Raw genomic sequence first — 17,728 nt, forward strand, 5'->3', positions numbered from 1 at the left:
GTCTGTTTGTTAAATACGGTGGTATTTGCTTTCATCTTCGCTATAATAGATAGTGAATAGAGAGGAGACTTTGGCGGTGAATGATTATCAACGAGTAATACTTGATCTTATTCGACAGTTGAATGGATCGAAAAAATTAAAGCAAGTGACTGATATTTTACAAGGTGTTAAAACTAGCCAAAACATGGTCGATTTATTCCTCTATCGTATACAGCCGTTTTTCGGTGTGTTTGAAAATAAAGCCTTTTTTGATCTGAAAATGACATGTGATAATTTAATAACAGATGGTTACATCATCTTAAAATCAGAAGATCGTTTAGCGTTGTCATCGCTAGGCTTATCAACGGTATCTAATTTCACTTTACAAGCAAACTACCAAAATGTGAATGGTTGGCGGTGGCATAGAAGGTTACCTGTTTTTGCTTTAAGTTTACAGTTAGCCACTCAAATGACAGCCAATCGTTATCATGAAATCGCTCATTACTTTCCAATTGTACGTGATACAACAATACAAGCCTTATGTAAACGTTGGTGGTTAGGTTTGGAGAAAGATGACGAACAGGTTTTGGCGAAAAATTATCATGATGAATTGACGAGTTTACTTGATTCTTTAACGGTATCACCTGAAATTGTAGTGGATCGTTTAACAGGAGGGCAAACGATTGGTTTAACAGCGGAACAAAGCGCTAATAAACATCATTTGGAAAAAAACACGTATGATATGCAGTGGCTTGAAGCACTCTCGCAAATGATGTTCCTATTAGAACGTTATCCCAAAAGTTGGCCCCTTTTATCCCAATTGTTACTTGATCGCCCTGTAGCACAATTAACTGAATCTGCTCAAATCACCTATCAATTATTACTGGATGGGACATCTGTAGCAGATATTCAACAACAAAGGCGTTTGAAAAAATCAACGATCGTGGATCATTACGTCCAATTGATTGGGTTAGAAATTATGCCGTTAGATGCATTTGTAAATAAAGCCAATCGTGAATATTACGAAGCGAATAAAAAAATGGCAACATCGCTGAAAGAAGCACGAATGAATATGCCTGAATTAAGTTACGATACGTTAAAACTATGTCTTGTATCAGGGAGGTGAAAGTATGCTTGAAAATGATTTGAAAACCTATCTAGGATTTGATGAGTTCCGTCTTGGGCAAAAAGAAGTAGTTGAGGCTGCTGTTGCAGGGGAAGATACGTTTGTAATGTTACCGACAGGCTCAGGTAAAACCGTTTGTTTTCAATTAGCAGGCTACTTAAGAGAAGGTTTAGTTGTGATTATTTCACCACTGTTATCATTGATGCAAGATCAAGTAGAGCGGATGAAAGTATACGGTGAAAAGAGAGTTGTTGCATTAAACTCATTTTTGAATGCTAACGAAAAAACAACAATCCTCAATCAATTAGAACGTTATAAATTCGTATTTATTTCGCCTGAAATGATACAACAGGAGCACGTTTTGGCAGCTTTTCAACGACAAAAAATTGGTTTGTTTGTCATTGATGAAGGACATTGTATCGCACAGTGGGGCCCTGATTTCCGCCCTGATTATTTGCAATTAGGTGCTGTTAGAGAAACGCTTAATTACCCTGTAACGATGGTTCTAACCGCAACAGCGACAGAAACGGTGCGTGCAGAAACACAAAAAGTGTTGAATTTGAAAAATATGAAACAATTTATATATAGCGTTAATCGTGAGAATATTGCTTATAAAGTTATTACATGTGAACAAAGAAAAGATAAGGATACGGAGTTGTTAAAGTTAGTAAAAGAATTAGAAGGCCCGGGTATTATTTATTTTAGCAGCCGTCAAAAATGCCAAGATATGAGTTTGCTTTTGAGCGAACGCCTTAATCTAGATGTGGCATACTATCACGGTCGAATGGACCCTGCAGATCGTATTGCAATTCAACAGCAATTTACGCATCACCAACTTGATATTATTTGTGCAACTAGCGCCTTTGGTATGGGGATTGATGTACCTGATATTCGATTTGTTATCCATTATCATCCCGCGCAAAATATCGAAAGTTTTGTGCAAGAAGCGGGCCGTGCCGGTCGAGATGGAAAGCCATCATTAAGTATTTCGCTCTGCCATCAAGAAAGTGATTATTACCTAGCGCAGTCATTATCTGTTCGTGATTTACCGGACTATAATACAATTCTTAATCCACAATCTTATACGCGCGAGGCATTGGAAAATAACTGGGTAACAGATACACAGTGGCGTTTTCTAAAAACATACAAAGAAATGGGTTTTAATCCGAATGCGATATGGGAAGTTGTGCAGGCACGACAAACACTAAAAAAAGAGCAAATTGATGCTTATTTTAAATGGTTGCAAACAACACAGTGTCGTCGAGATCGACTTTTACGTTTTTTTGGCGAAGCGGATATTCATCAAGAATTTCAATGCTGTGATAATTGTGACTTAGACGAAAGTATCTATCATAAAGTAGCGAATGATTTCACTAAAGTGGTTAAAAATGACTGGAAAAAGACGTTGTGGGAAATGTTTGTAAAGAAAATGTAATATTTATAGTGATATTTCTTGTTGTCAAAAGGTTTTATCGCTATACTGATATATATAGATAAATTTTATAAAAGCGATATTGTTTTGGAGGTGCTAAGGAAATGTCTGAATTTAACAACGATGATTTTAAACGAGAAGAAGAAGATACGGATAGTGAGATAAGTCGAGCGAGTCGACGTCATCACAGAAAGAAAAATGTGATATTTAGATACCCATTTTTAAGTACGTTACTTATTGCAATTATTATTATTCCATTAGCATGCCTGATTACATATGCCTACGTTCATGAGAATGCTAAAAATAATAATGATGTTGTAACAGATACAAGTTCAGAAGATAGCAGTGTTGTTATCGAAAAAAACACGTCAGCTGCATCTAAAGAAACTGTAAGTTCTTCTGAAAAGGCAAAAGAAGAAGCAAAAAAAGCAAAAGCTGAAAAAGAAAAACAAGCGAAAGCTGATGAAGAAAAAGCTGAATCTGAACGAATTGTGAAGGAAGAAGCAGATGCGAAAGCTAAAGCTGAATCTGAATCGCAAGCGAAAGCAGAGGAATTAGCTAAAACAGAGGCTGAAAAAGAAAGACTTGCCCAAGAAAAGGCTGAGTCAGAAGAAAAAGCTTCAAGTGAGAGCGAAAAACAGGAAACTAAATCATATACTGTCAAAGCGGGCGACACATTATACAACATTGCGTTGACTCATTACGGTTCTGGTAATGCTGATAATCAACAATTGATTCGTTCTGCTAATGGGATTTCAGGAAATTCAATTCCAGTCGGAACAGTATTAACAATTCCACCAAATAATTAAAAGTAAACAGGTGCAAAAGGTTAACTACTTTTGTTACCTGTTTTTTTATGGCGGAATTTTATTGCATATCATGTAAAAGATAGGTATCATAGTGAGTGGATAAATAACAGTTTTACTAGGAAAGAGAGTGAGAAAATGTCTGGAATTTGTATTGCAATTGATGGACCGGCTGCAGCCGGTAAAAGCACTGTTGCTAAGATAGTTGCAAATCGTTTAGGATATATCTATTTGGATACGGGAGCGATGTACCGTACATTAACATATGCTGCTTTGAAAGCAGGTATTGAATTATCAAATGAAACACAATTGAAAATGTTGATGCCGAAAATTAATATTACATTTTCACCTGATGAAAAAAATGACGGGCAACGTGTTTTTCTAAATGGTGAAGACGTTAGCGATGCTATTCGCTCAGAATCTGTTACTAGCAATGTTTCAGAGGTTGCGATGGTATTAGCTGTTCGTGAAGAAATGAAAGCACGTCAATTAGCATTTGCTGAAAATGGTGGAGTGGTAATGGATGGGCGTGATATCGGTACGAATGTTTTACCGAACGCAGAGTTGAAAATCTTCTTGCTTGCGTCAGTTGACGAACGAGCAATTCGTCGTTTTAATGAAAATAAAGACAAAGGTTATAAACATGTACCATTGGACGTTTTAAAACAAGAAATTGAAGCGCGTGATCACTTGGATTATACGCGTGAACATGCACCCTTGAAAAAAGCAGAGGATGCAATTGAGTTAGATACAACTTCATTGTCAATTGAAGATGTTTCAACACGTATTTTCACATTGGCTCAAGCGAAAATCAACGACTAAAAAAACGATTTTATTTTTTAGTAAGTTATGTGTTAAAATAAGGATAACTGTATATTAAACAGATAGATGGTAGAGAGAGGATGAATGAAATGACTGAAGAAATGTTTTCATTTGAAATTGCAGAATTAAAAAAAGGTGACACAGTTGTAGCGACTGTATCAAGTGTAGAAGATAAAAAAGTATATGTAAGCATCCCAAACGCAAAACAAGATGGTTTATTACCAGCATCTGAATTATCAGTTGAGCCTGTAGAAGACGCTCATACATTAGTAAAAGTTGGCGATGAGTTAACGCTTGTTGTTACTCGTGTTGAGGATGATTTGATTGTTTTATCTAAAACTAAAGCTGCAGAAGGCGAAGTTTGGACAGACTTAAAAGAAAAATTTGAAAATGGTACAATCTTTGATGCAACAATTACAGAGGTTGTAAAAGGTGGACTGGTTGCTAACGTTGGTATTCGTGCGTTTATTCCAGGTTCATTAGTAACAGATCATTTTGTTGAAGATTTTTCAGCATATAAAGGCGAAACATTAGCGGTTAAAATCGTTGAGTTTGTTCAAGAAAAAGGCCGTGTTGTTTTATCACATCGTGCGATTGTTGAAGCTGAGAAAGCTGTTAAACAAGCAGAATTATTTGCAACAATTAACGAAGGCGATGTTGTTGAAGGAACAGTTGCACGTTTAACTAATTTTGGAGCGTTTGTAACTGTTAACGGTGTTGATGGACTTGTTCATATTTCACAATTAGCAAACAAACGTGTAAGCAACCCGAGCGAAGTCGTAGCAGTTGGTGATGAAGTGAAGGTTAAAGTTCTTAGCGTTGATACAGAGAAAAACCGCTTAGCACTTTCAATCAAAGCAACTTTACCGCAACCATGGGATAACATTTCTGAGCAAGTAGCTCCTGATGATGTTCTTGAAGGAACAGTTGCGCGTTTAACAACATTCGGTGCTTTCATTAACATTTTACCAGGTGTAGATGGCTTGGTTCATATTTCTGAAATCGCACATGAGCGTATTGGTACGCCACAAGAAGTTTTATCTGAAGGTCAAGCTGTGACTGTTAAAGTTCTTAGCGTTGATACTGCAGAACGTCGTATTGGTTTATCAATCAAAGCTTTAAGCGATGCGCCTGTAACTGAAGAAAAAGCAAAATCAACAGCAACTAAAGAAGTTGTTGAATCATATAAAATGCCAGAAGAAGAAACTGGTTTTTCATTAGGCGATTTGCTTGGTGCAGATAAGTTGAAAGAAATGGATTTAAAAGATTAATCGTATGATAGGAAAGCGTCTCTCTTGTCTTCAATCACACGTTTGCTTAAGCTAGAGATGTGTGATGTACAGGTGAGGCGTTTTATTAATTGAGGAAAAGAAGGTGAGCGTATGGCAAAACCAGTAATAGCAATTGTTGGACGTCCAAATGTAGGAAAGTCAACAATTTTTAATCGTATCGTAGGTGAACGTATTTCAATCGTTGAAGACGTAGCAGGTGTAACACGTGACCGTATTTATTCATCGAGTGAATGGTTAACACAACAATTTAATGTCATTGATACAGGTGGTATTGATATTGGTGACGAACCGTTCTTGGAACAAATTCGTCAACAAGCAGAAATCGCAATCGAAGAAGCAGACGTTATTATCTTTATCGTTAATGGACGTGAAGGCGTAACTGATGCAGATGAGACTGTCGCTAAAATTTTATACCGTTCAAAAAAACCAGTTGTTTTAGCTGTAAATAAAGTCGATAACCCAGAAATGCGTTCAGAAATTTATGATTTCTATTCGCTTGGCTTTGGTGAACCGTATCCAATTTCAGGTTCACATGGTTTAGGTATCGGGGATTTATTAGATAAAGCAATTGCAAGCTTCCCTGAAAAAGAGGAAATTGAATATGAGGAAGGTACGATTAAATTTAGTTTAATTGGACGTCCTAATGTTGGTAAATCATCAATGATTAATGCCATGTTAGGTGAAGAACGTGTTATTGTTTCTGATATCGCAGGTACAACACGTGATGCTATTGATACACCGCATACGTTTGATGATCAAGAGTATGTTATGATTGATACAGCAGGGATGCGTAAAAAAGGTAAAGTATACGAGAACACAGAAAAATATAGTATTTTGCGTGCATTGCGTGCAATTGAACGTTCTGATGTTGTTCTTGTCGTTATCAATGCTGAAGAAGGTATCCGTGAACAGGATAAGAAAATCGCTGGTTATGCTCATGAGGCAGGCCGTGGTGTCATTATTGTTGTTAATAAATGGGATACACTAGAGAAAAATGATAAAACACTCGACAAATTTACAACTGATATTCGTGAACAATTTGTATTTTTAGACTATGCTCCGATTTTATTTGTATCAGCTAAAACACGTCAACGATTAGTTAAGCTGTTTCCGATTATTAACGAAGTATACAATAACCACTCAATGCGTGTACAATCAAGCGTGTTAAATGAGGTCATCACAGATGCAGTTGCAGTTAACCCTGCACCACAAGATAAAGGGCAACGTTTACGTATCTACTATGCAACACAGGTAGCGATTCAACCACCAACATTTGTAGTATTTGTTAACAATCCTGAATTAATGCATTTCTCTTATCAACGTTTCCTTGAAAATCGTATTCGAGACGTCTTTACGTTTGAGGGAACACCAATTCGTTTGATTTCACGTCAACGTAAATAAATTCATGTGATGAAAGGTGATAATTATGGGTAAAATTGCGCTTTTAGGTACAGGAAGTTGGGGAACAGCTTTAGGGCTTGTTCTTGCTGATAACAATGAAGAAGTCATGATGTGGTCACACCGTGAAGAAGCAGCACTTGAAATTAACGAGCAACATCGTAATCATAAGTACTTGCCAGATATAGTGTTGCCTGAACGGTTGAGAGCGACTTCATCTATTCAAGAAGTTTTGTCTGGAGCAAACATTGTTATTTTAGCCGTTCCAACGAAAGCAATTCGTGAGGTTATTGGGCAAATAAATCAATACTTAACGCAGCCAGTTATTGTCGTACATGTAAGTAAGGGGATTGAGCCCGAAACAAACAAACGTATTTCTGAAATTATTGCTGAGGCAATGGATTCAACACTTGTTTCAGCGATTGTAGCGTTATCTGGGCCTAGTCATGCAGAAGAAGTATGCAGACGTATGCCTACAACGTTAACAGCGGCTTCTACAGATATTGTAGCAGCTCAAACAGTTCAGAATGCGTTTTCTAATTTAAACCTGCGTGTGTATACACATGATGATATTATCGGTACTGAAATTGGTGGGGCTTTAAAAAACATCATTGCTCTCGGTGCGGGTATATCTGATGGTTTAGGTAATGGTGATAATGCAAAAGCAGCTTTGATTACACGCGGAATGAGAGAAATAATTCGTCTCGGTGATGCGGTTGGAGCTGATGAAGGCACATTTTCTGGTCTGACAGGTATTGGTGACTTAATTGTTACTTGTACAAGTCAACATTCACGAAATTGGCGTACAGGTTATCGACTTGGAAAAGGTGAAACGCTTGAAGAGGTTCTTGAATCTGTCGGTATGATTGTTGAGGGTGTTCGTACTACAAAAGCAGTTTATTTGTGGTCGAAAGAACTCGAGGTATCAATGCCAATTACGACAGCGATTTATGGGATTTTATACGAAGGTAAAGATCCTCAGGTAGCTGTTGATGAGTTGATGGGACGTCAGAAAAAAAGCGAATATTGAGCTAAATATAGTTATAATATAGTCTAAAAGACTTGAAAACGCTTAAAAAACGTGCAATCACTTGCAGTGACAAGGTTTATGTGATAATCTTTTAATGAAATTAAGAATTTATAAAAATTCATAATTTTTAACAAATAAGTTTTTCTAATATCCTTTTCAAGGAGGTGAAAACATAATGGCAAATAAGACAGATTTAGTAAATAGCGTTGCAGAAGCAACAGAATTATCTAAAAAAGACGCAACTAAAGCGGTAGAAGCGGTTTTCGCTTCTATTCAAGAAACTTTAGCTAAAGGCGACAAAGTTCAATTAATTGGCTTTGGTAACTTTGAAGTTCGTGATCGTGCAGCTCGTAAAGGCCGTAACCCACAAACTGGTAAAGAAATCCAAATTCCAGCAAGTAAAGTACCTGCATTCAAACCAGGTAAAGCACTTAAAGATGCTGTAAAATAATTACATATTTTACAGAGTGAAAAAAGAGGACTGCTTCGGCGGTGCTCTTTTTTTGTTTAAATTGAGGAATCGGTGTCAATAAACAGAAATTTGATTACGTTGAATAACAGCATAGTAGGTGTTTTTATAGGGTTTAAATCTTCATTTTATAAAAGCCTTTTCATCGTTAAGTTTACAAGGTTATTACATTAGACTGAAAGACTGTATTTATTTATAAAAGGGTGTATGATATGATATATTAGAAGTATTTTATAAGGTGGAGAAGCCGTCTATGACTGTAAATAAAGAGAAAATAGCATTAGCTGTGAAAGATATATTAGAGGCTGTGGGTGAAGACCCCAACCGTTCAGGCTTATTAGATACACCGATGCGTGTTGCACGGATGTATGAAGAAATTTTTAGTGGATTAGAAAAAGATCCTAAAAAACATTTAGAAACAGTATTTGAAGAAGAATACAGTGAAATGGTCCTTGTGAAAGACATTGGGTTTCATTCTGTATGTGAACATCACTTGGTACCATTTTATGGTAAAGTAAGCATTGCTTATCTACCTGCGGATGGAAATGTCGTTGGTTTGAGTAAGTTGGCTCGTATTGTTGAAGATATTAGCAAGCGTCCTCAGGTACAAGAACGTATTACCAAAACAATTGCTGATTTAATCGAAACAGAATTGAAAGCTGTGGGCGTTTTTGTTTATGTTGAGGCAGAACATATGTGCATGGCGATGCGCGGTGTAAAAAAACCAGGAGCAGTAACAATTACAACAGCAGCCCGTGGTTTATACGCGAATGATGCGGATGCACGTATCGAAATTTTGACAATGATAAAGTAAGTTATGAGAAAGGGGTACACGATGTTTCAGCAAAAAATAGATGGATTGGATAATGCGTTATCTTACGTTCGTAAACGTGCGAATTATCCTTATTTGAAAGAAAATCTGGCACAACTTGCAAGCATTGATACTGAAGTGTTAATCAGTTATGAATTGATAAATAAACACAGTCATACTAATAAAGAATTAAATCATATTATGTGTGCCCTATTATTAATTAAGCAAGCATTGGATATTCATGAATCAGTCACTGAGGGGAACCTTACTTCTGAAAAAATGAGAAAGCAGCGACAATTAACTGTTTTAGCTGGCGATTTTTATAGTGGGTTATATTATCGTGAACTAGCTATGTTGGAGAAACCACAATTAATTGAGATTTTTGCAGAAGCCATTGCAGGAATTAATCAAGCACGAGCTAATTCTTACCAAGCGCTTCAAGCTGGAAAATTTAAAATTGAAAATTTAATATTAGCAGAGAGTTATATTCATCAACATTTAGCTCGCTATTTTGGCGAATCAACAGAATATATTAACGTGATTAAAACTGCTATGACCTTAGCTCGATTGAAAGGCAACAAAAATAATGTAATAGATGTTAAAATAGAAGCTAAGAATCTGTGGATACAGTTTCTTGAAACAGAGCTTACAAAACAATTAAATAAGATAAAAAACGGGGAATTAAGTGATCGTCTTAAAAATCATTTAACCGCGCTTATACAACCGAAACACGAAGGGGAGTTAATCATATTATGAGCCAAGAAGAATTAGATCAACAATCCAAGTTAGAAAAAGTGCACAATGTGTTTGAAAAAGTATCACCAGGTTACGATAAAATGAATGCTGTTATCAGTTTTCAATTGCATAAAGGCTGGCGAAAAGAAACAATGGATGACATGATGATTGTACAAGGTGCAAAAGCCTTAGACGTTTGTTGTGGGACTGCTGATTGGACTTTATCGATGGCTGAGGCTGTTGGCGAAGAGGGCGAAGTGATTGGTTTTGATTTTTCTGCAAATATGTTAGCTGAAGGTCAAAAGAAAGTGGATGCTTCTTCGTTTGAAAATATTACTTTAATTGAAGGTAATGCTATGGAATTACCATTTGAAGATAATTCGTTTGATTACGTAACTATTGGTTTTGGATTGCGTAATGTTCCTGATTATTTAACGGTATTAAAAGAGATTAATCGCGTGTTAAAACCAGGCGGTTTGTTTGCATGCTTAGAAACATCGCAGCCTACTCTACCTGTTTATCGTCAATTATATTTTGGTTATTTTAAATATGTAATGCCATTATTTGGGCGTGTTTTTGCCAAGAGCTATAAAGAATATGCTTGGTTAAATGATTCCACTCGTCTATTCCCTGATAAGGAACGATTAGCACAACTCCTTGTAAAAGCTGGTTTTGTTGCTGTTACCTACAAATCGTTTTCAGGCGGGGCGGCAGCTACTCATATGGGAGTTAAAAAAAGCTAAATGGTTTTGAAAAAAGGAAATACATTTGATTTATTGAGTCTTTATAGTTCTTTGAAGAAAGACCTCAAGAAAATCGACCAAGCGCTGTTAGATATTGTCATATCGGAGGAATCACCGATTATTGAAGCAGCGGCACATCAATTGTTAGGAGCTGGAGGAAAACGCATCCGCCCTATCTTTGTATTAATCTGTGCACGGCTTGGAGATATCGATAAAGAAGCAGCGATGAAGTTAGCGTTGTCTGTGGAATTGATTCATTCGGCATCTATTTTACATGATGATGTTGTTGATGATTCCGACATACGTCGAGGTAGAACCTCTGTTAAAGCGATGTGGGACAATCATGTTGCCATGTATGCCGGTGATTATTTGTTTGCTAAAAGCTTAACCAGTGTGGCAACATTGAATAATCCGTTGATACATGACGTTTTATCACAAACAACATATGAATTGAGTTTAGGTGAAATTGAACAGATACGCTATCAGTATGATAGCACGCAATCTTTGCGTGTGTATCTGCGACGAATTAAACGTAAAACGGCAGTTCTTATAGCGGCCAGCTGTCAACTAGGTGCAATTGCTGGTGGAATGGAAGACAAGGCAAAACGCCTTTACTTATTTGGTTATTATGTCGGCATGTCATTCCAAATAAGAGACGATATTCTTGATTACACAATGACAGAAGCTGAAATAGGCAAACCTGTCGGAGGTGATTTACAGCAAGGAAACATAACTTTACCAGCCTTTATTGCGATGGAAGATCCTGTATTGAAACGCCAAATTGAAAAAATTAATGAAAAAACGACAAGTTCTGAAATGGTTGATGTATTAGAAGCCATACGAACGAGTGGTGCCTTAGAAAAAGCACAGAATATCAGTGAGAAATATTTACAAAAAGCAGTCGCAGTTTTAGATGAGTTTAATGATCCTAAAGCGACAAAACCGCTGCGACAAATTACTAACTATTTATTAGACCGCGCAGATTAATCAAAAAATGTAAGAGACTAAGCTTTGAACGGAACGATTTTTTACAAACTTAATTTAACTAGGGGTGTATTGAAATGGAAAAAACATTTATTATGGTTAAACCAGATGGTGTTAAACGTCATTTAATCGGTGAAGTAGTAAAGCAGTACGAACAAAAAGGATTGATATTGGTGGCAGGAAAATTAATGGTAATATCAGAAGAGTTGGCGAAAAAACATTATGCAGAGCATGTTGATAAGCCGTTCTTTGGAGAACTTGTATCGTTTATAACATCGGGACCAGTTTTTGCAATGGTATGGCAGGGAAATGATGCAGTAGTGATTGGACGTAAAATCAATGGTAAAACAAAACATTTAGAAGCAGACCTAGCCTCTATCAGAGGACGCTTTGCAACAGACACAGCTTTTAACGTTGTTCATGGCTCAGACTCTCTGGAAAGCGCTGAACGTGAAATTAACCTGTTCTTTGATGAAAGTGAGTTTGTATAGTGAAAGCACCTTCACACCCATTTAAAATTGAAGAGATTGGAGAAAATACCATTTTGACGCTATTTGTCAGGATGGTGTTTTTGAAATATCACGAGTTTTGGTGTGAAGTGCTAGAGAAAAATAAAAACGAAAATAGTCCGTTTAATGGCGACGAGCTTGGAGAAAATAAAAGCAGAACCAAACGTTCAGCTACAAATAAAACTGAAGAAAATAAAAGTTTGATTCATTTTATCAAAATGTCATTTTTGAAATTTTGCTGTAGTTGTTTGGATTTTGCTAAACAATAATGACAACGAGCGAATGATGTTACATATACTGATGGTACGTAATCGTGAGAGAGTAGTAAAAAGCTAGCTTTTTGTTTATCTTCAGTCTGAAACCCAATGTATGAGTGCATTGGGTTCTTTTACATAATGAATTGTGAGATAATTGTGACAGTTATAAACTAAAAGCGTATGAGGTTGAAGTTAACGAAAATATATGATAAAATGCTAATATACTTTAAAGCGATAAAGAATAGGGAGTGTAAATAATGAGATATTTAACAGCTGGAGAATCACATGGTCCACAACTAACAACGATTATTGAGGGATTACCTGCAGGGTTTACAATTTTAGCAGAAAATATTAACGTAGATTTGAAACGTCGTCAAGGCGGTTATGGCCGTGGGGGACGTATGAAAATAGAAAAAGATCAAGTTGCAATTACCGCGGGTGTACGTCATGGTAAAACGTTAGGTTCACCTGTAGCGTTAAGTGTAACGAATCTTGATTACCGTCATTGGTTAAAAGAGATGGGAAGCGAGCCAGTAGCTGATGATGTAGTTGTTAAACGTACTGTAACACGTCCACGTCCCGGTCATGCTGATTTGGTGGGTGGAATCAAGTATGGACACAGAGATTTGAGAAACGTCTTAGAACGCTCGTCAGCGCGCGAAACAACGATGCGTGTGGCAGCTGGTTCTGTAGCCAAACAATTACTGAAAGAATTAGGCATTGATGTGAGTAGTCATGTGCGTAAAATTGGTGGAGTGACTGCAACAGTCGATATTTCAAACCTATCAGCAATTGAAATTCAAGAACGAGCAGAAGCGTCAGAAACACGTACATTGGATGAAGAAGCCAACGAAAAAATGAAAGAACGAATGGACCAAGCACGCCGCGATGGCGATACTATTGGTGGTTTAGTTGAAGTGGTCATTGATAATGTGCCAGAAGGTATCGGAAGCTATGTTCACTTTGATCGTAAACTCGATGCCCGTATTGCAGCAGCTGTAATGAGCATCAATGCCTTTAAAGGCGTTGAATTTGGTTTAGGGTTTGAAATGGCAAACATTCCAGGTAGCCAAGTACAAGATGAGATTTTATATGATGAACAACAAGGATACACACGCGCAACGAATCACTTGGGTGGTTTTGAAGGGGGTATGTCGACAGGGATGCCTATTATAGTGCGTGGTGTCATGAAGCCGATACCGACTTTATACCGTCCGTTACAAAGTGTTGATATTGATACTAAAGAGCCGTTTAAAGCAAGTGTTGAACGTTCTGATTCATGTGCTGTACCAGCAGCAAGTGTTGTAGCAGAACATGTGGTTGCATGGGAAGTAGCCAATGCGATTTTAGAGGAGTTCTCGCATGCGACATTAGCTGATTTAAAACGTGAAGTTGACGCAAGACGTCAAGCAGCGAAGGAGTTTTAAAGATGGTAGCTATCGAAGTGAACACAGCAACAGCAAATTATCCTGTCTTAGTAGGAAAAAATTGTTTGAACACTGAAGAAGCGACGATTAAAGCTCAATTATCAGGCTATTCAAAAGTTCTGTTTATTACCGATGAGAATGTCGCAGCACACTATGCACACGTGATGGTCACGTTGACTGAGGGATTAGATCAAACCGTCCCAATTTATATTACACCAGCAGGTGAAGCCGCTAAAACATTTTCTGTCTATGAAAAAGTAATGACGCATTTGATTCAACAGGGTTTGGATCGTAAAAGTGTCATCGTAGCTTTTGGTGGAGGTGCCGTTGGTGATTTAGCAGGCTTTGTTGCCGCTTCATTCATGCGAGGCATCGATTTTATTCAAATGCCCACAACCATATTAGCGCACGATAGTGCCGTAGGTGGAAAAACAGCCATCAATCACCCCCTAGGAAAAAATCTTGTGGGTGCCTTTCATCAACCGGTAGCTGTTTATTATGACACGGCATTGTTAGAAACCTTACCCGAACGTCAAATGCGTTCTGGTTTTGCTGAATTGATTAAACATGGTCTAATTGCAGATAATGTATTGTTAGAAAAAGTAATGACACAGTATCCGACAATGGCTTCGTTATATAAAAATGACATGACAACCTATTTGGAAGAAGGCATCCAGATCAAAGCGAATATTGTAGCTGTTGATGAGAAAGAACAAGGCATTCGCGCGTACCTTAATTTTGGTCATACGTTTGGTCATGCAATTGAAGCGGCTGGTAATTTCAGTCGTTGGTTCCATGGTGAGGCGATTATGGTAGGTATGAAATTTGCACTGTTATTATCGGAAGAAGTTACGGGATTACAATTTGAACGTGAGCGTTGGGAAGCTTGGAGTGAAACGCTTGGATATGACTTGAGTGTGCCAGACGATTTAACGTTCGAAGAATTGTTTAAAAGTATGTTACATGATAAAAAAACAACCTATCAGGCGATACATTTTGTCCTGTTAAATAAAATTGGTGAACCAAGTATCCATGTCGTTGAAAAAGAAATACTTCAGCGCGTTTTTGAAAAAATGAAATAATTGAAGGTAAAGAAAGAGGCGAAGATGATGATAAGAGGTATCCGAGGCGCAACAACTGTTGCAGAAAATAGCGTCACAGCAATTGAGGAAGCAACGATAGCATTACTGGAAGAACTATTCAGAGAAAACAAGTTAGAAGCGGATGCAATTACATCAATTTTCTTTTCGGCAACAGCCGATGTGAACGCCTGCTTTCCAGCAAAAGTTGTTCGCACCTTTAAGGGATTTGAATATGTGCCTGTGATTAGTATGGTTGAAATGGATGTACCAAAGGCTTTGCCACTTTGTATTCGCGTCATGTTGCACTGTGATACAACAATCGCACAGTCTGATGTTCATCATGCTTATCAAAAGGGTGCACAGCATCTTCGTCCTGATTTATCACAAAAAGAGGTGTAAAGGTATGCGAAAGAAATTATTAGTCATCGGTATTGGCTTAATTGGTGGATCAATTGCCTTAGCAGTTAAACGCGGGCGACCTGATGTTACAATTTTAGGCTACGATGCTAATCCAGAGACGTTATCAGAAGCGTTGCGATTAGGTGTCATTGATGAACGTGTTATCAATTTGGATGAAGCAGCGACGTCAGCTGACCTTATTTTGTTAGCGGCACCTGTGCGACAAACAAAACAATTAATTTCACATTTAGCACAATTACCCTTAAAACAGTCAGTGTTAATCACTGATGCCAGCAGTACGAAAACAACGATTGAAGCAGCAGCTAAAGAGCTGACAGCTAAAAACTACAGCTTTATTGGTGGTCATCCAATGGCAGGTTCACACAAAAGTGGCGTTCAAGCAGCTAAGGAAATCCTCTTTGAAAATGCACTTTACATATTAACACCAGCGGATGAACAAGCAGCAGCGCGCGTTCCAGAGTTAGAAAACTACCTGGTTGGAACAAAAGCACATTTTTTAATTAGTTCAGCAAGTCAACATGATAAAATGGTAGGGATGATCAGCCATTTACCGCATTTAATTGCTTCAGGGCTCATCCAACAAACAGCTAAATTTACAGAGGAACTGCCACAAACAATTCAATTAGCAGCAGGTGGTTTTAGAGATGTAACCCGTATCGCTGCTAGTGACCCTAAAATGTGGACAGATATTACGATGGAAAACAGAGAAAACCTGATGCAGTTGTTAAGTTCGTGGCAAACAGAAGTTGGAGCCATTCAAGACTTGGTAGCGACCGGTAGCGAAACAGATATTTATCGCTTTTTCGACGATGCTAAACGTTACCGTGATGAGTTACCAGATAAACAGCGTAACGCGCTTCATTCTTATAGCGATTTAATGATTGATATACCAGATTACCCAGGGGTTATTTCTGAGGTGACAAGTTTATTAGCACGTGAAGAAATCAGCATTACAAATATTCGAATTATTGAGACACGTGAAGATATCATGGGTATTTTACAAGTGAGCTTCCAGTCAACTCAGGAACGCCAGCGTGCTAAATCAGTGATAGAAGCGACGACTAATTTTGAATGTAGTGTGCTAGGTTAGGAGCAGATAAATGAAAACAGTTAATGCAATTAAACAACTTAACGGGACCATTGAGGTACCCGGTGATAAATCAATTTCGCATCGCGCAATTATGTTTGGTGCTTTAGCAAATGGACAAACGACCATTGAACATTTTTTACATGGTGAAGATTGCCTCAGCACAATTGCGGTATTTCGTCAGCTAGGTGTTGCTATCGATGTTTCATCTGATAAAATCACAGTGCACGGGACTGGCATTGAGTCGCTTAAACAACCTTCAACTATTTTAGATGTGGGTAATTCAGGCACGACCATTCGTTTAATGATGGGGATTTTAGCAGGACGACCATTTGAAAGCCGATTGACAGGTGACGCCTCTATTCAAAAACGACCAATGAATCGTGTCATCACACCATTAAAAACAATGAGTGCAGCAATCAGTGCTCAAGAAGGTGGCTTGGCACCAGTGACAGTTTCAGCTGTTGAGGCTATTACGGGCATTAATTATGATATGCCAGTTGCAAGTGCACAAGTCAAAAGCGCCTTGTTATTTGCAGGTATGCAAAGTGATGATGTCACAATTATTAATGAAAAAGAAAAATCTCGTGATCATACAGAGCGTATGCTGCAACAATTTGGTGGTGAAATTACCATCAATGGTTTAAGCATCAGTATTACAAAACAACCGCCGTTACAAGGGCAAAACATCTACGTGCCAGGTGATATTTCCTCAGCAGCATTTTTCCTTGTTGCAGCAAGTTTATTAGCCGGTTCAAAGGTGACGCTTAAAAATGTGGGGATGAACCCTACGCGAACAGGTATCATTGATGTATTGCGTGATATGGGTGCCGCTATTGCTGAAACAAGTCAACCGACAACGGGTGAACCATTATCTGATTTGACTGTAAGCGCAGCGCCATTGAAAGCTACTGAAATTGGTGGCAGTCTTATCCCTCGTCTCATTGATGAGCTGCCGATTATTGCCTTGCTGGCCACTCAGGCAGAAGGAACAACAGTGATTAAAGATGCAGAAGAATTAAAAGTTAAAGAAACCAATCGAATTGATACAGTCGCAGAAGAATTAACTAAAATGGGTGCCGATATTACAGCGACACCAGACGGCTTAATTATTAAAGGGCCAACAGCGTTGCATGGTGCCACAGTTTCTTCACATGGTGATCATCGTATCGGTATGATGTTAGCAGTCGCAGGATTTATTGCGTCGTCACCAGTAGAACTAGAAGATGCAGAAGCCATAGCCGTTTCTTATCCCAACTTCTTTGAACACGTTGAACAATTAAGTAAATAATAAAAACGGATTCAACCGTTTAGAACAA

General features: G+C 37.9%; 19 protein-coding genes. All 19 read left to right on the forward strand.

Translation table 11 applies throughout. The features are described from left to right. Window positions 1–76: 76 nt before the first annotated feature. Window positions 77–1,105: a YpbB family protein gene (locus IKV95_RS03500; RefSeq protein ID WP_029091188.1), complete on the forward strand. Its 1,029-nt coding sequence runs from the start codon at window positions 77–79 to the stop codon at window positions 1,103–1,105. A 4-nt stretch (window positions 1,106–1,109) separates the two neighbouring features. Further along, on the forward strand, window positions 1,110–2,540 hold the full coding sequence (locus IKV95_RS03505; protein ID WP_029091189.1) for a RecQ family ATP-dependent DNA helicase: 1,431 nt from the start codon (window positions 1,110–1,112) through the stop codon (window positions 2,538–2,540). A 101-nt stretch (window positions 2,541–2,641) separates the two neighbouring features. Further along, window positions 2,642–3,346 carry a LysM peptidoglycan-binding domain-containing protein gene (locus tag IKV95_RS03510; protein ID WP_029091190.1) on the forward strand — a complete coding sequence of 235 codons (705 nt, stop codon included), beginning with the start codon at window positions 2,642–2,644 and terminating at the stop codon, window positions 3,344–3,346. 135 nt (window positions 3,347–3,481) lie between these two features. Then, window positions 3,482–4,165 (forward strand): (d)CMP kinase, encoded by a 684-nt coding sequence (gene cmk / locus IKV95_RS03515; RefSeq protein WP_287451408.1) that lies wholly within the window; start codon window positions 3,482–3,484, stop codon window positions 4,163–4,165. 89 nt (window positions 4,166–4,254) lie between these two features. Continuing rightward, window positions 4,255–5,436 (forward strand): 30S ribosomal protein S1, encoded by a 1,182-nt coding sequence (rpsA, locus tag IKV95_RS03520; RefSeq protein WP_029091192.1) that lies wholly within the window; start codon window positions 4,255–4,257, stop codon window positions 5,434–5,436. Window positions 5,437–5,547: 111 nt separating this feature from the next. Further along, window positions 5,548–6,858 (forward strand): ribosome biogenesis GTPase Der, encoded by a 1,311-nt coding sequence (gene der / locus IKV95_RS03525; RefSeq protein WP_029091193.1) that lies wholly within the window; start codon window positions 5,548–5,550, stop codon window positions 6,856–6,858. A gap of 19 nt (window positions 6,859–6,877) precedes the next feature. Beyond that, window positions 6,878–7,885, forward strand: coding sequence for an NAD(P)H-dependent glycerol-3-phosphate dehydrogenase (locus IKV95_RS03530; RefSeq protein ID WP_096699515.1), 1,008 nt, complete (start codon window positions 6,878–6,880; stop codon window positions 7,883–7,885). 175 nt (window positions 7,886–8,060) lie between these two features. Next, window positions 8,061–8,336 carry an HU family DNA-binding protein gene (locus IKV95_RS03535; protein ID WP_029091195.1) on the forward strand — a complete coding sequence of 92 codons (276 nt, stop codon included), beginning with the start codon at window positions 8,061–8,063 and terminating at the stop codon, window positions 8,334–8,336. A gap of 271 nt (window positions 8,337–8,607) precedes the next feature. Next, window positions 8,608–9,168 (forward strand): GTP cyclohydrolase I FolE, encoded by a 561-nt coding sequence (folE, locus tag IKV95_RS03540; RefSeq protein WP_036027092.1) that lies wholly within the window; start codon window positions 8,608–8,610, stop codon window positions 9,166–9,168. A gap of 21 nt (window positions 9,169–9,189) precedes the next feature. Continuing rightward, on the forward strand, window positions 9,190–9,921 hold the full coding sequence (locus tag IKV95_RS03545; RefSeq protein ID WP_069126420.1) for a heptaprenyl diphosphate synthase component 1: 732 nt from the start codon (window positions 9,190–9,192) through the stop codon (window positions 9,919–9,921). Next, complete coding sequence (locus tag IKV95_RS03550) at window positions 9,918–10,643, forward strand: demethylmenaquinone methyltransferase (protein WP_036027094.1); 726 nt, start codon at window positions 9,918–9,920, stop codon at window positions 10,641–10,643. The genes IKV95_RS03545 and IKV95_RS03550 overlap by 4 nt, the downstream gene beginning before the upstream one ends. Then, complete coding sequence (locus IKV95_RS03555) at window positions 10,644–11,630, forward strand: polyprenyl synthetase family protein (protein ID WP_287451409.1); 987 nt, start codon at window positions 10,644–10,646, stop codon at window positions 11,628–11,630. It begins immediately after the preceding gene. A gap of 74 nt (window positions 11,631–11,704) precedes the next feature. Next, window positions 11,705–12,118: a nucleoside-diphosphate kinase gene (ndk, locus tag IKV95_RS03560; RefSeq protein ID WP_029091200.1), complete on the forward strand. Its 414-nt coding sequence runs from the start codon at window positions 11,705–11,707 to the stop codon at window positions 12,116–12,118. Beyond that, window positions 12,118–12,405, forward strand: coding sequence for a hypothetical protein (locus IKV95_RS03565; protein ID WP_287451410.1), 288 nt, complete (start codon window positions 12,118–12,120; stop codon window positions 12,403–12,405). Before ndk ends, IKV95_RS03565 begins: the two co-directional genes overlap by 1 nt. A gap of 245 nt (window positions 12,406–12,650) precedes the next feature. Beyond that, the gene (aroC, locus tag IKV95_RS03570) at window positions 12,651–13,820 is read left to right on the forward strand and encodes a chorismate synthase (protein ID WP_029091202.1); all 1,170 of its coding nucleotides are present in this window, start codon (window positions 12,651–12,653) and stop codon (window positions 13,818–13,820) included. Window positions 13,821–13,822: 2 nt separating this feature from the next. After that, window positions 13,823–14,902, forward strand: coding sequence for a 3-dehydroquinate synthase (aroB, locus tag IKV95_RS03575; RefSeq protein WP_287451411.1), 1,080 nt, complete (start codon window positions 13,823–13,825; stop codon window positions 14,900–14,902). A gap of 27 nt (window positions 14,903–14,929) precedes the next feature. Next, complete coding sequence (gene aroH, locus IKV95_RS03580; protein ID WP_029091204.1) at window positions 14,930–15,301, forward strand: chorismate mutase; 372 nt, start codon at window positions 14,930–14,932, stop codon at window positions 15,299–15,301. A gap of 4 nt (window positions 15,302–15,305) precedes the next feature. Next, window positions 15,306–16,412, forward strand: coding sequence for a prephenate dehydrogenase (locus tag IKV95_RS03585; RefSeq protein ID WP_029091205.1), 1,107 nt, complete (start codon window positions 15,306–15,308; stop codon window positions 16,410–16,412). A 10-nt stretch (window positions 16,413–16,422) separates the two neighbouring features. Next, window positions 16,423–17,700, forward strand: a complete 1,278-nt coding sequence (gene aroA / locus IKV95_RS03590) for a 3-phosphoshikimate 1-carboxyvinyltransferase (RefSeq protein WP_287451412.1) — start codon at window positions 16,423–16,425, stop codon at window positions 17,698–17,700. Window positions 17,701–17,728 lie beyond the last annotated feature (28 nt).

It is taken from the genome of Brochothrix sp., assembly GCF_017549435.1.
GTDB lineage: Bacteria > Bacillota > Bacilli > Lactobacillales > Listeriaceae > Brochothrix > Brochothrix thermosphacta.

What these genes read in the sequence shown, in the direction of transcription:
- aroH (WP_029091204.1), top strand. Translation starts at nt 14,930, where the DNA reads ATGATAAGAGGTATCCGAGGCGCAACAACTGTTGCAGAAAATAGCGTC.
- aroA (WP_287451412.1), top strand. Translation starts at nt 16,423, where the DNA reads ATGAAAACAGTTAATGCAATTAAACAACTTAACGGGACCATTGAGGTA.
- folE (WP_036027092.1), top strand. Translation starts at nt 8,608, where the DNA reads ATGACTGTAAATAAAGAGAAAATAGCATTAGCTGTGAAAGATATATTA.
- cmk (WP_287451408.1), top strand. Translation starts at nt 3,482, where the DNA reads ATGTCTGGAATTTGTATTGCAATTGATGGACCGGCTGCAGCCGGTAAA.
- aroB (WP_287451411.1), top strand. Translation starts at nt 13,823, where the DNA reads ATGGTAGCTATCGAAGTGAACACAGCAACAGCAAATTATCCTGTCTTA.
- IKV95_RS03585 (WP_029091205.1), top strand. Translation starts at nt 15,306, where the DNA reads ATGCGAAAGAAATTATTAGTCATCGGTATTGGCTTAATTGGTGGATCA.
- der (WP_029091193.1), top strand. Translation starts at nt 5,548, where the DNA reads ATGGCAAAACCAGTAATAGCAATTGTTGGACGTCCAAATGTAGGAAAG.
- IKV95_RS03555 (WP_287451409.1), top strand. Translation starts at nt 10,644, where the DNA reads ATGGTTTTGAAAAAAGGAAATACATTTGATTTATTGAGTCTTTATAGT.
- IKV95_RS03535 (WP_029091195.1), top strand. Translation starts at nt 8,061, where the DNA reads ATGGCAAATAAGACAGATTTAGTAAATAGCGTTGCAGAAGCAACAGAA.
- aroC (WP_029091202.1), top strand. Translation starts at nt 12,651, where the DNA reads ATGAGATATTTAACAGCTGGAGAATCACATGGTCCACAACTAACAACG.
- IKV95_RS03505 (WP_029091189.1), top strand. Translation starts at nt 1,110, where the DNA reads ATGCTTGAAAATGATTTGAAAACCTATCTAGGATTTGATGAGTTCCGT.
- ndk (WP_029091200.1), top strand. Translation starts at nt 11,705, where the DNA reads ATGGAAAAAACATTTATTATGGTTAAACCAGATGGTGTTAAACGTCAT.
- rpsA (WP_029091192.1), top strand. Translation starts at nt 4,255, where the DNA reads ATGACTGAAGAAATGTTTTCATTTGAAATTGCAGAATTAAAAAAAGGT.
- IKV95_RS03510 (WP_029091190.1), top strand. Translation starts at nt 2,642, where the DNA reads ATGTCTGAATTTAACAACGATGATTTTAAACGAGAAGAAGAAGATACG.
- IKV95_RS03550 (WP_036027094.1), top strand. Translation starts at nt 9,918, where the DNA reads ATGAGCCAAGAAGAATTAGATCAACAATCCAAGTTAGAAAAAGTGCAC.
- IKV95_RS03545 (WP_069126420.1), top strand. Translation starts at nt 9,190, where the DNA reads ATGTTTCAGCAAAAAATAGATGGATTGGATAATGCGTTATCTTACGTT.